Below are 14,401 nucleotides of genomic sequence, written 5' to 3'. Positions count from 1 at the left end.
TCGTTTTTTTCAATAATATTATTTAATAAACCTTTTGCTTTAAATCCCATCCATGAGATGAAACATTGGTAATAAAATAGCTAAATACATTGATACAACAAGAATTCCTATAAATAAATACAGTATTGGCTGAATGACTTTTAAGCTTTTTTCAATAATTTCCTCCACGCTAGTTATACAGTGTCTACTATAAAAATATAATTCTTGTTCTAGTTTCCCGTTTTCTTGGCCGTGTTTAACAATGGTGGCAAACTCCTTCTCGAAGAAGGGAAAAATTTTTATTATTGATTCAAACTTGTCGCCTGTTACAAGCTTTAATCTGACCTCCTTGCCTATTCGACTGTAAAAGGGCTGTTTTTGGTACGACTCAAAAATTCTTAACGCTTCAGAGACAGACAGCCCTCCTGTTAATAAGAAACTAAGTTGAACTGAAAAATAATGGGTATACATTAGCTTAAGGATATGGCCAAGAAGGGGAATGCGAACTAACTTGATCTTTTGTTGTAAAATAGAGGCTTTACGAAAAAACATGAAATAATAGATTGCAGTGAGGGAGAGGGTAATAATCAGGATGATTAAAAGTAACGGAAAAAATCGCCCGAATGCGTAAACTATTTTTGTGAAAAGATTCTCCTCTAGATTCATTGTTTTAAAAAGGGTTGTAAATCGAGGAAGCAGTGTTTTTTCGACAAAAATAAATAAAAATCCAGTAATAAAAATTAATAGTGTAGGGTATTGGAGTAATTTTACTAATTTTTGCTTATCCTGATCTTTTTTTAAAACCAAACTACTTCCTTCCAAAAGAGCCTCTGCAAAACTACCATGTTGTTCCGCAAAAAAGACATATCCGACTAAATCTTCATGGAATCCAAGATTGGCTAATCCATCATGAAAGGAAAGCCCCTTTTTTAAATCAATCAAGCACTCCTTCAATTCCTTTTTGCGAGTTGGTTTCATCTGAATCGAAAGTGATTCAATAGCTGCTGCAATTGGATAGCCACGTACAAGTAATTCTCCCATTCTTCTTAAAAAGTGAACTTGTTCTATTATTGGCCAACTACGATGTTTCTTCATCATAAACAAGCCGTTCATATTCAGTCTCTTTAATGTAACCGAGCGCAATTCCTTTCCGAATTACGTCTTTTAATAACTGATAGTCTGTTCCTACCTTTTCGCCTTTTGCTGCTTTCATAATAGAACTTAAGTTTCTCCCTGATAAAATCTCGAAAACGCTTGCTCTTTTCCAATTCCCGATTGAATAACAGTGTGGTGAACAGTGTTCTAGGCAATAAGGGCATGTAAGTTCAACTAATCGTTGTGCTGTCACGGCGATTAGTGTTTGTTCTACCTCAAGCCAATCGACCCCAAATTCGTGAAGGCGAAAAACTGCACCCTTTGCATCTCTTGTATGCATTGTTGATAATACTAAATGCCCAGTAAGTGCTGCTCTTACAGCAATTTTAGCTGTCTCAGCATCTCTTATTTCTCCAACCATTATAATATCTGGATCGTGTCGAAGGATCGCTTTTAATCCGGCAGCATAGGTAACCCCTGCTTTTTCGTTTACTTGGACCTGCAGGACAGAATCATAATTTTTTTCGATGGGATCTTCAAGAGTAATGATATTGCGATGAAATAGGTGTGCTGTTTCATTTAGAAGAGAGTAAAGAGTAGTCGATTTTCCGCTACCGGTTGGGCCTGTTAGTATGATTAAACCATGGGCATGTTTTAAGAGGGCAAGTAATTTTCGGGTTATTGCAGGGAATAGTGAGAGCTGGTGGAAAGGAATCTGTTCTTGTTGTGGTAAGAGTCGGATCACGAGGCTTTCTCGATTGTTAGATGGAAGAGTAGAAAGCCTAAGGCTCAATAAATTTCCGTTCACTTCACTAACGATTGCACCACTTTGGGGGCGCCTTCTTTCTCCGATATCCATATTTGCTGTGAATTTAAAATGGGAGATCAATCTGTCACATTCGTCTTTTGGCAAAGTTAGCCGAGGAACTAACATGTTTGTTATCCGGAGCTGGATAAGTGTGTCCTTTTTCCTGGGAACTATATGAATATCTGTTGCTTGGTTTCGTGCTGCATCTGAAATAATTCGATCTGCTAATATTTCAATAGCACTTACAATAAAAAACACCGCCTTTCTATTTATTTATTTGCAATATTCGACAAAAACACAGGTTTCCCTTTATTTTTTTTAAAAAAAATAAAGGGAATTTTTTTCTTGGTTAAAATCAAAATTTACATCTATAAATAATTCTGCTAGCGCATAAGTGCAACCACGTCTAATCATCGCCATTAGGGGCTTGCCAATCGACGAGTTTTCTTTAGCTAATCAGAATTTATTCCCATAAATTCTGCTAGCGCATAAGTGCAACTACGTCTCTGTCATCGCCCTTAGGGGCTTGCCAATCGACGAGTTTTCTTTAGATTGCTTTATCGGTCAAATAGAATAATCCGCCATTAATAAATGAAATAAGAATCTTCGGTTCATATTGCTCTTGAAGGGCTTGTTTTTCAATTTCATAGCTTTCATTTTTATCTTCATCATTCTCGTAAAAATGGTTTAGCAAAGATAAATCCTTATTCCAACGATTTCTAGCATCATCTGCCCATGTATGGTTGTCGTTCTCGATGATTGATCTAAGGTAATTTTCAATTCTTGATATCCCACTTTGGGGCTTAATCAAAGGGGATAATGTAAAAGAGTAATCAGGGATTTTTGGTGTTAATGGTATTTTTAATAATAAATCGTGAAAATTTTCAACCATTTTTCCATTAATCATCTGTAAACCGATTGTTTTAAATATGTCACGTTTTCGGTCACATTGATAAGATATTTTAACATTTAAACAAAGCCATGGAAGTAAAGGAGTTTGTTTGTCTTTATTACTATGATCTTCATAGAGTCTGATATATCCGGCAAGAGTTTTAGTTGATTGAAAAATTTGATGAAGGCGTGGTGAGCCAAAGTATATTGCTTCACCTTTTATTGAGTCAGGTGCAGCCTGTCTGTCAGTAATAAAAGTGAGTTTCATTGGGTTGGGAGTCCCACCTGTTTTTTCTAAATAATGCCAGTAAAAAGGACGGTTCATCAGTTCTTTGTCAAGTTCAATGGTTAACTGAACGGTTAAATACCCAGGTTCATTTTCAATCACTTCACATTCATTGGCATAAAAGTATTTTTCAAGGAAACTATGAATTTCATTTTGCTGCATATGAATCACCCCTCTTTGTTTAGCTTCAGCACCTAGCCTCCCGAGGGAATAACCAAAAGTCCGTTATTCCATGGTTGCTTTAGTCCTGATAATGAGTCCAAGAATGTCCTCATTGTCAGGACCATTAGCAGCTAACCGCAGCTGATCAAGGCGCTTCCACTTTTTTTAGGCCATTGGCGAATTCTATCATTGATGTTAGGTTGTCCATCTTAATGCGCATTTCACCTTCCGAAGTCGATCCGCCGAAAATATCAATTAAGTGATCTTCAATATTACCGAATTCAAGCTTTGTAAGAATATCGTCAAGCTCACCAATGACTTTTTGAAATAAATCAATTTTTTCATATAAAATTTTCAAAATATGTTCCTCGACAGTATTTTTAATTGCAAAATTGTAAATCATGACATCCTTATCCTGGCCAAGGCGATGAATTCTTCCAATTCGTTGCTCAAGTCTCATAGGATTCCATGGTAAATCAAAATTAATAATATTGTGGCAAAATTGTAGGTTTATTCCTTCACCACCAGCCTCAGTAGCAATTAAAACTTGTGCTTGTTTTTGAAAGAGTTCGCGCATCCAATCCTTTTTCCCACGCTTAAATCCTCCACGGAAAGGGACAGATGTGATACCGTGCTGTTTTAAAAACCATTGTAAATAAAGTTGTGTTGCCCTATATTCCGTAAAAATAATAACTTTGTCATTCACTTTTTGTATTAACTCTATTGCCTTTTTTGCTTTTGAATTTTGGTTAACTGCCTCAACCTTGGAAATTAAATACTGTATTTGCTCCTGAAAGGCAACAGAAGGATTCTCTCTTTTTTTCAGCATGTTTTTTAGTGTGTAATAAACGGCTTCTCTGCTACTGCACGCTTCTCGCTGTAGTGTCATCACCGAAAAGGCGCTTGATTGGACCCATTCACTTTCATTTCGTAAATCTGTTATCTCTTTATATAATTCCTTTTCTTCATTTGAAAATTCAATTGGGATAGTCTCGACTTGCCTTTTTGTCCATTCAATTCCTGTATCAGTCCGGCGATTGCGAATCATCACCTTATTCACAAGTTCTTTTAAGTGTTCATCACCATTTAAAGTGCGAGAATCACGCTTGTATTTTTCATAGAAAGCTGTTTCACTGCCTAGGTGTCCTGGCTTTAAAAGAGAGACAAGGTTAAAGATTTCTTCAACACGATTTTGAATAGGGGTAGCAGTTAACAATAAACAAAATTTCTTTTTAAGATTTTGGACAAATTCGTAGTTTTTTGTTTTATTATTTTTTAATTTATGTGCTTCATCAATAATAATTAAGTCATAGTCTTGTTTATAGATGATTTCTCGGTGTGGGTTCCGTTTTGCCGTATCTATTGATGATACAACTACATCATATTGTTCCCATACATAGCTTTTTCTTTGAGTAATTGCAGGAATAAAAAATTTTGAATTCAACTCCATTGCCCATTGTGTTACTAGTGAAGCTGGCACAAGGATCAATACTTTCTTTACAAGTCCGCGGATCATATATTCTTTTAAAATTAAACCTGCTTCAATCGTTTTACCTAGTCCCACCTCATCTGCCAGGATTGCCTTACCGTTCATACTTTCAATTACTTGTTTGGCTGTTTCCAGCTGATGCGGGAGCGGTGTTAAGTGTGGTAAATAATTTGGGGCCATTAGACCCATAAATTCGGGGACTACTAGATGCTTTTCAACACCTATTGCAAGTTTAAAAAGTTCCCAGTCCCCCCAAGGTCCATCATGGTCAATTCGATGTAAGAATTCATCCTGCCAAGTGAAATCGAATTCAATTTGGACAGACATGGTTTCAACTCCTTTTCGTTTTAGAATTAGAAAGTATATTCTGCTAATTTTAAACGCGTTAAAAAATATGAATTTTTAGGAATAAACAATAAATATTTTTGAATACGCTTCCAATATTCTTATAAATGTATTGCTCTATCTATAGATTTAGTGGTACGATAATAGCGAAATTGAAAGTTTCAAATATTGTTTTTCGTTTGATCAATTAGGTAGTATTTTTCATCTTTTGATGGTGGTATATTTCTGCTTAGTTTGGTTTAGTATTACCAATTTGGAAAATATTATATATGCGAATGATTACAAGGGGAGAGACTACATTTGTAGCGCCGAAGGAGCAAGCAGATAACCTGTGAATCTCTCAGGCAAAAGTACTCTTGTTTGACGCGACTCTGGAGAGAGCTTCACTAGTTAGTGGAAGCCACCAAAGGGGAAAACCGTTTCAGGTAAACTCTCAGGTGCAAGGACAGAGACCTTCTTTAGTTTAAGGGAGGTTTCTGTCTTTTTTTATGAAAAAGTGAGGAGGAATATTAATGACAGATTTAAAACGGACTCCACTATTTGAGGTTTATAAAGATTTTGGGGGAAAAACAGTTGATTTTGGTGGTTGGGAGTTACCGGTCCAATTTTCCAGTATAAAAGAGGAGCACGAAGCGGTCCGAACAAAAGCAGGATTGTTTGATGTCTCTCATATGGGTGAGGTTGACGTTAAAGGCCCAGACAGCTTGAAATACATTCAAAAAATGGTTTCAAATGATGTTTCAAAATTAAAAAATGGTGGGGCTCAATACAACATAATGTGCTACGAAAATGGCGGTACAGTTGATGACCTCCTTGTATATAAAATTGAGGATGAACACTACTTACTCGTAATAAATGCTTCTAATATTGATAAAGACTATAAATGGCTCGAAGACCATTTAGAAGGCAATGTTCAAATTAAAAATATATCTGAAAATACAGCACAACTTGCCCTTCAGGGACCAGCAGCCGAAGGTGTACTTCAAAAGCTTGCAGGGGAAACGGATTTAAGCGAAATTGGCTTCTTTAAATTCCAAACTGAAGTTAATTTAAATGGTAAAAAAGCTCTTGTTTCAAGAACTGGATATACTGGTGAAGATGGCTTTGAAATTTATTGCGATCCAAAAGATGCTGTTGCTCTTTGGGAAGAAATTTTAGAAGCAGGAAAAGAAGAAGGCGTTATCGCATGTGGTCTTGGAGCGCGTGATACACTTCGTTTCGAAGCTAACCTACCTCTTTATGGTCAAGAATTGTCAGCAACAATTTCGCCGCTTGAAGCAGGAATGGGCTTTGCAGTTAAATTAGGAAAAGAATCTGATTTTATCGGAAAAGAAGCATTAATACAGCAAAAAGAAAATGGCTTACAAAGAAAAATAGTTGGAATCGAAATGATTGACCGGGGAATTCCTCGTCATGGTTACCTTGTATTTAGTGGTGAGGAACAAATCGGTGAAGTTACAACTGGTACACAATCGCCTACATCAAAGAGAAATATTGGGCTTGCTCTTCTTCCAGCAGCATATGCTGTCCTTGATCAAGAAGTGGAAGTGGAGATTCGTGGTAAAAAGGTAAAAGCCAGAGTTAGTTCAACACCTTTTTATAAAAGAGAAAAGAAGTAATAGAAGGGAGAAAAGGCTATGAATCATCGCTATTTACCAGTAACTGAAGAAGATAAGAGAACAATGCTTGAAGCAATTGGTGTATCCTCTATCGATGAACTTTTCAATGATATCCCAGAAAAAGTAAAGTTCAAAGGTGATTACAACATTAAACCAGCAAAATCTGAATCTGCTTTAATGAAAGAATTAACTATTATGGCTGATCGTAATGCTGATTTAAAAAGAAATACATGTTTCCTTGGTGCAGGTGTTTATGACCATTACATGCCAATCATTGTTGATCATGTTATTTCTCGTTCAGAATTTTATACAGCTTATACACCATACCAGCCCGAAATCTCCCAAGGAGAGCTTCAAGCTATTTTTGAATTTCAAACAATGATTTGTGAATTAACAGGAATGGATGTAGCAAACTCCTCTATGTACGACGGCGGAACAGCAATTGCAGAAGCTGCAATGTTAAGTGCTGGTCATACAAGAAGGAATAAAGTGTTGATTTCTAATGCTGTACATCCTGAGTATAAAGAAGTGCTCAAAACGTATGCAAAAGGGCAAAATATTGAAGTAATTGAAGTGCCAGTTAAAGATGGTGTGACTGATATCGATGCCTTAAAAGCTTTAGCAACTGATGAAATTGCTGCCGTAATCGTTCAATATCCCAACTTTTTTGGCCGAATTGAGCCATTAAAAGATTTTGAAGAAATCATTCATGCAAATAAAGCTATGTTTGTTGTTTCAAGCAATCCTTTAGCACTAGGGGTTTTAACACCTCCAGGCAAATTTAACGCTGATATTGTAGTTGGAGACGCACAACCTTTTGGTATTCCAACGGCTTTTGGTGGTCCACATTGTGGTTTCTTTGCAGTATCAAACAAATTGGTAAGAAAAGTTCCGGGTCGTCTTATCGGTCAAACAACAGATGATCAGGGACGTCGTGGATTTGTTTTAACTTTGCAAGCTCGTGAACAGCATATTCGTCGCGAGAAAGCGACATCTAATATTTGTTCAAACCAGGCGTTAGTTGCACTTGCAGCATCTGTAGCCATGACAGCACTTGGTAAAAAAGGTGTTAAAGACATGGCAGTTGCCAATCTTCAAAAAGCGCAATATGCAAAAAAAGCCTTTAATGAAGTTGGAATTGAAGTTGTTAATGACGGCCCTTCTTTTAATGAATTTGTTATTAACTTGAAAAAACCAGTAAAAGAAGTAAACAAGGCATTGCTTAAACAAGGTATTATTGGTGGTTATGACCTAGGGCGCGACTATTCTGATTTAGCTAACCATATGTTGGTGGCTGTAACGGAGCTTAGAACGAAGGAAGAAATCGATACTCTAGTGAAAGAATTGGGGGATTTACATGCATAATCAAGACCAGCCGCTTATTTTTGAACTAAGTAAACCAGGCCGAATCGGATTTAGTCTTCCAGAAATGGATGTGCCGGAAGTTGACGTATTAAGCTTACTTCCTGAAGGATATTTACGAGTTGACGAGCCTGATCTTCCTGAAGTTTCTGAACTGGATATTATGCGCCATTATACGGGCCTTTCAAATAGGAATCATGGCCTTGATTCGGGCTTCTACCCATTAGGCTCATGTACTATGAAATACAATCCAAAAATCAATGAAAACGTGGCTCGCTTTAATGGTTTTGCACACTTACATCCACTTCAGGATGATAGTTCTACCCAAGGTGCTCTTGAGCTTTTATACGATTTACAACAGCATTTAATTGAGATCACTGGAATGGATGAAGTGACCCTACAGCCTGCTGCTGGTGCTCATGGCGAATGGACTGGATTAATGTTGATTCGTGCATACCATGAAGCAAACGGAGATGTTAAGCGTACAAAAGTTATTGTACCTGACTCCGCTCATGGAACTAACCCAGCTTCAGCAACAATTGCAGGATTTGAAACCATTACGGTGAAATCAACAGAGAAGGGCCTAGTTGACCTTGAAGATTTAAAGAGAGTTGTGGGCGAAGACACAGCCGCATTAATGTTGACCAACCCGAATACAGTGGGCTTGTTTGAAGAAAATATTCTGCAGGTGACAGAGATTATCCATGCTGCTGGTGGAAAGGTTTATTATGATGGTGCTAACTTAAATGCAGTTATGTCGAAGGCACGTCCTGGCGACATGGGATTTGATGTTGTACATTTGAACTTGCACAAAACATTTACTGGCCCTCACGGTGGTGGAGGCCCTGGTTCAGGCCCTGTTGGTGTAAAAGCAGATCTTATTCCATTCCTTCCAAAGCCAGTGATCACAAAGAACGAAGAGGAATATGTGCTTGATTATAACCGTCCTCAATCAATTGGTCGCGTCAAACCTTATTATGGTAACTTTGGAATCAATGTCCGTGCATACACATACATTCGATCTATGGGTCCAGATGGTTTAAGGGATGTAACAGAGCATGCCGTATTGAACGCTAACTATATGATGAGAAGATTAGAAGAGTACTACGAACTTCCATTTGATCGTCATTGTAAGCATGAATTTGTACTTAGTGGGCGCCGTCAGAAAAAGTTAGGTGTTCGTACCCTTGATATTGCTAAACGACTTTTAGATTTTGGCTACCATCCGCCAACCATTTACTTCCCACTTATTGTTGAGGAATGTATAATGATTGAGCCAACGGAAACAGAATCAAAAGAAACTTTAGATTCTTTTATTGATATCATGATTAAAATTGCAAAAGAGGCAGAAGAAAACCCTGAAGTCGTACAAGAAGCACCACATACAACTGTTGTGGGCCGATTAGACGAAACTACAGCTGCACGTAAACCAATATTGAGATATCAAAAAAATTAATAAAAGAAAGAGCTCATTCAAAATTGAATGAGCTCTTTCTTTAGCTAATCAGACCTTTATATCTTGAGTATTGAGAAAAGACAGGAATAATCGATATAACCCAGTATTATCTCGAATAATCAACCTTTATGCATCTTGTGAGAGTCCACAGCATTTATGGCTGTGCCACGCATATGCTTTTAATTTTATTATTTTTTGGTTCTTATTTTCCCTGTCCAGCCTTTGAAACCACCTTGAAGTTGAGTAAGGTCTCTATAGCCTCTTCGATACAAGAATTGGGCAGCACGTCCGCTACGCATCCCGCTCTGACAATATAAGTAAACGGGTAAATCTGAACGGATTTCTTTCATGCGCAATTTCATCTGGGACATAGGAATATTCCTTGATCCAAGTATATGTCCGGCGTCAAACTCTTTTGGCTCACGAACATCAATTAATTGTGCCTTCCTATAACCTGCACGGAATTCCTCTTCTTTGATGGTTTTAACAATTTTTCGTTGGTAAAACCAATTAAAAGTGGTATAGAGGGCATATGCGACGATAATGATTAGTAGTGAATATAGTGGATTCAAATTTCTCTTGCTCCTTTCAAGCGATGACTCACTATTTTCATTATATAAGTCATTCGTTTAAAGAGTAAAGGAACTTTGCAAAAATTATTTAATTTTGTCCAATAATTTTTTTTGGAAAACATCTTTCTTTTTTTTTCCTCTGGAATTTGGTAGACTTAAATCGCATTAATGACCTATATAATTTAAAAATGAGGGCTTAAAATGACGAAAGAAGTTTGGCGTTTTATCGATTCTGGAAATGGCTCCCCATCTTTCAATATGGCATTAGATGAAGCATTACTTGATTGGCATAGTGAAGGGAAAATCCCCCCTGTAATCCGTTTCTACGGCTGGAATCCTGCCACATTATCCATTGGGTATTTTCAACAGGTTGAAAAAGAAATTGATTTGCAAGCCGTTGAAGACAACCAACTAGGATTTGTCCGTAGGCCAACGGGAGGACGCGGAGTTCTTCACGAACACGAGCTTACATATAGTGTCATCGTATATGAGGAACATCCAGAGATGCCAAAGTCTGTTACAGAGGCATATCGTGTCATTTCAGAAGGAATATTAAAAGGGTTTCATAATCTAGGCCTTGAAGCCTATTTTGCTGAGCCGAAAACTTTAGAGGAACGGGAAGCTTTAAAAAATCCTCGGTCTGCAGTTTGTTTTGATGCCCCAAGCTGGTATGAACTTGTAGTAGAAGGTCGGAAAGTGGCAGGCAGTGCTCAAACAAGACAAAAAGGTGTTATCTTACAACATGGATCTATACTCTTGGATTTAGATGAAGACAAGTTATTTAGTCTATTTAAATATCCAAATGAAAGAGTAAAAGAACGAATGAAAAAGGCGTTTAAGAGTAAAGCGGTGGCAATTAATGATATTAGCCCGAGAAAAGTCACGCTCGGAGAAGCTAAAGAAGCTTTTTATAAAGGCTTTGCAGAAGGATTAAATATTGAACTACAACCGTATGAGTTAACAGCTGATGAGCTATTGTATGTTCAAAAAATTGCCAAAGAACGATATGAAAATGATGAGTGGAATTTAAAAAGATAAACGGTAAAAGGTGGCATATGCCACCTTTTTTTTGGCTAAGCAGAATTTATATATCCATAAATTCTACGAGCCCCAAGGGCAACTACGCTTCTGTCATCGCCCTTAGAGGCCCGCCAATCAGCGAGTTTTCTTTAGCTAAGCAAGAATTCATATCCATAAATTCTGCTAGCGCATAAGGGCAACTACGCTTCTGTCATCGCCCTTAGGGGCTCGCCAATCAGCGAGTTTTCTTTAGCTAAAAATTGGATATAAGCCATTTCTCCTAGAAATGAAAAGTGCAACCTGTGAAATTTGTTAAAATTGCTCGTTTTATGCTGAAAATCAAATGAAATCTTTAAATTGCTTTAGATTCTAGTTTATTTGTCGTTTGACATTTTTTTTATTTATTATCTCAACTACAATATATAGTGGTGTCGAAAATATTATTAGCACTATATATTGATTTTTTAGGAGTATCTGTGATAACGTTATGATATTAATTTCAACTAGATCTAGCAACTAATCTATTAGAATTCAATTAAACTTAAAAGATAAGATTTGAAGGAGCTGTTCTCATGTCTGTTGCTTTAAGACAAAAACTGAATATTGATTTTCAAAGGTTAAACGAAGATATCCGCTTGTTTCCCCAAGTGCACCCTGTCACCCCGGATATGAAATTAACTCACAAGGGTGTATCACGTTTGGTCATGTTGGACCGATACACATTTAAAGACACTGAAAAAATTACTCTCACAATTGGTGACTTCGTTGTTTTAACAATAAAAGAGGATCCAAAATTCCCAGCCCGTGGACTTGGCTACATCATGGAGATTGATTGGGAAAAGAAAAGGGCCAAGGTTTTAGTGGAAGAAGAGTTTAGAGGAGTACTCGATGACCCGATTGAAACAAGTACTGGAATGATTTCTCGTTCTCTAGATGTAATTGAAAAACCTCTAGAACTTTTTTATGAACAAATTGCTAAACGAAATGCGAAAGGCTTAGCTTCCGTTGAGGAAACGGAAGAAAAGCGCAAAGAATGGTTTGAAAAGTTTTATCAAGAGCTTGTAAATCTGAATTTTATACCTGCTGGACGTGTTTTGTATGGAGCAGGTGCGGAAACTGATGTTACCTACTTTAACTGTTATGTTATGCCGTTTGTGGCTGATTCGCGGGAAGGAATATCAGACCACCGCAAACAAGTGATGGAAATCATGAGCCGTGGTGGTGGAGTAGGAACAAATGGTTCTACATTGCGCCCTCGTAATACACTAGCAAAAGGTGTAAACGGAAAATCATCAGGATCTGTTTCATGGTTGGATGATATTGCAAAATTGACACATTTAGTTGAGCAAGGTGGATCCCGTAGAGGGGCTCAAATGATTATGCTGACGGATTGGCATCCTGACATTATTGAATTTATCATTTCAAAAATGCAAAATCCGAGAATATTACGTTTTTTAATTGAAAATACAAGCGATGAAACCATAAAAAGGCTTGCAAAGGATAAATTAAAGTTTACGCCTCTAACAGAGCAGGAAAAGGCAATGTACCAAGGAATTGTGAATTTTAAGACTATTCCTGGTTTAGGCGGATTTAATGAAAAGATTATTGCTGATGCCGAAGAAAAGCTCGAAGTTGGCGGTAACTTTAGTGTCCATAATTCAGAGTTTCTTACTGGTGCAAACATTTCCGTTTGTTTAACAAAAGAGTTTATGGAAGCTGTTGAAAATGACGGTGAATATGAGCTTCGCTTCCCACATGTGGAAAGTTATGACCATGAGGAAATGAAAATTTATAACGAAGAATGGCATAAAGTCGGAGATGTACGTGAGTGGGAGAAATTAGGCCACAAGGTGCGCGTTTATAAAAAGATTCAAGCGAAAGAACTATGGAACTTAATCAATATCTGTGCAACGTACTCAGCAGAACCAGGTATCTTCTTTATTGATAACGCTAATGACATGACCAATGCTAAGGCGTATGGGCAAAAGGTTGTTGCGACAAACCCTTGTGGAGAACAACCTCTCGCACCATTTTCAGTTTGTAACCTTGCTGCCGTTAACCTTGCAGAAATGGCTAACAAAGAAACGAAGACAATTGATTTTGAAAAATTACAGCAGACAGTAGCAGTTGGAGTTCGCATGCAGGATAATGTTATAAACGCTACTCCATACTTCCTTGAGGAAAACAAAAAGCAGGCGTTAGGCGAACGTAGAGTTGGTCTTGGTGTAATGGGCCTTCATGATCTATTAATTTATTGTGAGACAGAATACGGCTCAGAAGAAGGCAACAGCCTTGTTGATAAAGTTTTTGAGACAATTGCCACTACTGCCTATAGAACTTCTGTCGAATTAGCAAACGAAAAAGGAAGTTTTCCATTCCTAAATGGTGAAACTCTGGAAGATACAAATCGTTTAAGAACGAATTTCATTAATACAGGATTTATGAAAAAAATGCCTGAAGAAATTCGTCAGTCTATTTTAGAAAGTGGGATTAGGAATTCTCATTTACTAACTGTTGCTCCAACTGGAAGTACGGGAACAATGGTGGGAGTTTCGACAGGATTAGAACCTTATTTCTCATTCTCTTATTTCCGCAGTGGACGCTTAGGGAAGTTTATTGAAGTAAAAGCGGATATTGTTCAAGAATATCTTGACAAGCATCCCGAAGCTGATCCAGAAAATTTACCAAACTGGTTCGTTGCAGCAATGGAACTATCTCCTGAAGCACATGCTGACGTCCAATGCATCATCCAACGCTGGATTGACAGTTCGATAAGCAAAACTGTTAATGCACAAAAAGGATATAGCGTAGAGCAGGTTGAAAAAGTATATCAACGTCTTTATCGCGGTGGTGCCAAAGGCGGAACCGTTTATGTTGATGGATCACGTGATTCTCAGGTTCTTACTCTAAAGGCTGAAGAAAACAAAGTAGATGAATCATTTACTGTAAAAGGGAAATCAAAACAACACGTCGTTCTTGTCGATACAATTAGTGATCTTAGGTCAACAGATGTCACCATTGGCTCCGAAATTGGTAATACCTGTCCTGTATGCCGCAAAGGAAAAGTTAAGGAAATTGGCGGCTGTAATACATGTACAAACTGTGGTGCACAGTTAAGATGTGGTTTATAAAATAGTTTACTTACCTTTTTGATAAAATGAATGTAAAGAGCGAGGGGGTTCCCCTCGCTCTTTTTTTAGTTCTTTTATAGGGGGAGTTGTTCTTTTTTTTCTGAAAACCATGATTCACTATTCTACCTAAAAAATTTATCTCGTCCACCGTACTATTTTACACAGCTTCTGCTTAAAGATGTATCA

At 37.4% G+C, this 14,401-nt stretch carries 10 protein-coding genes and 1 riboswitch; of the genes, 5 read left to right on the top strand and 5 right to left on the bottom strand.

What is annotated here, in order from left to right:
* Positions 1-39: 39 nt before the first annotated feature.
* The 4 genes from comGB to RCG20_RS05110 form a co-directional block, all read right to left on the bottom strand.
* Positions 40-1,092 (bottom strand): competence type IV pilus assembly protein ComGB, encoded by a 1,053-nt coding sequence (comGB, locus tag RCG20_RS05125; protein WP_308183168.1) that lies wholly within the window; start codon positions 1,090-1,092, stop codon positions 40-42.
* Positions 1,058-2,140 carry a competence type IV pilus ATPase ComGA gene (gene comGA / locus RCG20_RS05120; protein ID WP_308183167.1) on the bottom strand — a complete coding sequence of 361 codons (1,083 nt, stop codon included), beginning with the start codon at positions 2,138-2,140 and terminating at the stop codon, positions 1,058-1,060. The genes comGB and comGA overlap by 35 nt, the downstream gene beginning before the upstream one ends.
* Before the next feature lie 289 nt (positions 2,141-2,429).
* Positions 2,430-3,221, bottom strand: a complete 792-nt coding sequence (locus RCG20_RS05115; RefSeq protein ID WP_308183166.1) for a YqhG family protein — start codon at positions 3,219-3,221, stop codon at positions 2,430-2,432.
* A gap of 145 nt (positions 3,222-3,366) precedes the next feature.
* A complete protein-coding gene (locus tag RCG20_RS05110) occupies positions 3,367-5,037 on the bottom strand; it encodes a DEAD/DEAH box helicase (protein ID WP_308183165.1) in 1,671 nt (556 codons plus the stop codon).
* 293 nt (positions 5,038-5,330) lie between these two features.
* Positions 5,331-5,421: riboswitch (glycine riboswitch) on the top strand.
* Between the two features lie 146 nt (positions 5,422-5,567).
* Here RCG20_RS05110 and gcvT point away from each other — a divergent pair.
* From gcvT to gcvPB, 3 genes are read left to right on the top strand one after another with little or no spacing between them, the layout of a single operon-like run.
* Complete coding sequence (gcvT, locus tag RCG20_RS05105; RefSeq protein WP_308183164.1) at positions 5,568-6,674, top strand: glycine cleavage system aminomethyltransferase GcvT; 1,107 nt, start codon at positions 5,568-5,570, stop codon at positions 6,672-6,674.
* An 18-nt stretch (positions 6,675-6,692) separates the two neighbouring features.
* Positions 6,693-8,039 carry an aminomethyl-transferring glycine dehydrogenase subunit GcvPA gene (gcvPA, locus tag RCG20_RS05100; RefSeq protein ID WP_308183163.1) on the top strand — a complete coding sequence of 449 codons (1,347 nt, stop codon included), beginning with the start codon at positions 6,693-6,695 and terminating at the stop codon, positions 8,037-8,039.
* A complete protein-coding gene (gcvPB, locus tag RCG20_RS05095; protein ID WP_308183162.1) occupies positions 8,032-9,492 on the top strand; it encodes an aminomethyl-transferring glycine dehydrogenase subunit GcvPB in 1,461 nt (486 codons plus the stop codon). The genes gcvPA and gcvPB overlap by 8 nt, the downstream gene beginning before the upstream one ends.
* A 188-nt stretch (positions 9,493-9,680) precedes the next feature.
* Here the strand turns inward: gcvPB and RCG20_RS05090 are convergent, their stop codons facing one another.
* Complete coding sequence (locus tag RCG20_RS05090) at positions 9,681-10,064, bottom strand: rhodanese-like domain-containing protein (RefSeq protein ID WP_308183161.1); 384 nt, start codon at positions 10,062-10,064, stop codon at positions 9,681-9,683.
* 201 nt (positions 10,065-10,265) lie between these two features.
* On the opposite strand from RCG20_RS05090, the gene RCG20_RS05085 reads away from it, so the two are divergent.
* A complete protein-coding gene (locus RCG20_RS05085; protein ID WP_308183160.1) occupies positions 10,266-11,102 on the top strand; it encodes a lipoate--protein ligase family protein in 837 nt (278 codons plus the stop codon).
* A 554-nt stretch (positions 11,103-11,656) separates the two neighbouring features.
* Positions 11,657-14,215, top strand: a complete 2,559-nt coding sequence (locus tag RCG20_RS05080; protein ID WP_308183159.1) for a vitamin B12-dependent ribonucleotide reductase — start codon at positions 11,657-11,659, stop codon at positions 14,213-14,215.
* Positions 14,216-14,401: the final 186 nt, after the last annotated feature.

Source organism: Neobacillus sp. PS3-40 (genome assembly GCF_030915485.1).
Taxonomy (GTDB): Bacteria; Bacillota; Bacilli; order Bacillales; family Cytobacillaceae; genus JAUZPL01.
The sequence above is the reverse complement of the archived record's forward strand: the minus strand, read 5'-3'. Positions and strand labels throughout refer to the sequence as shown.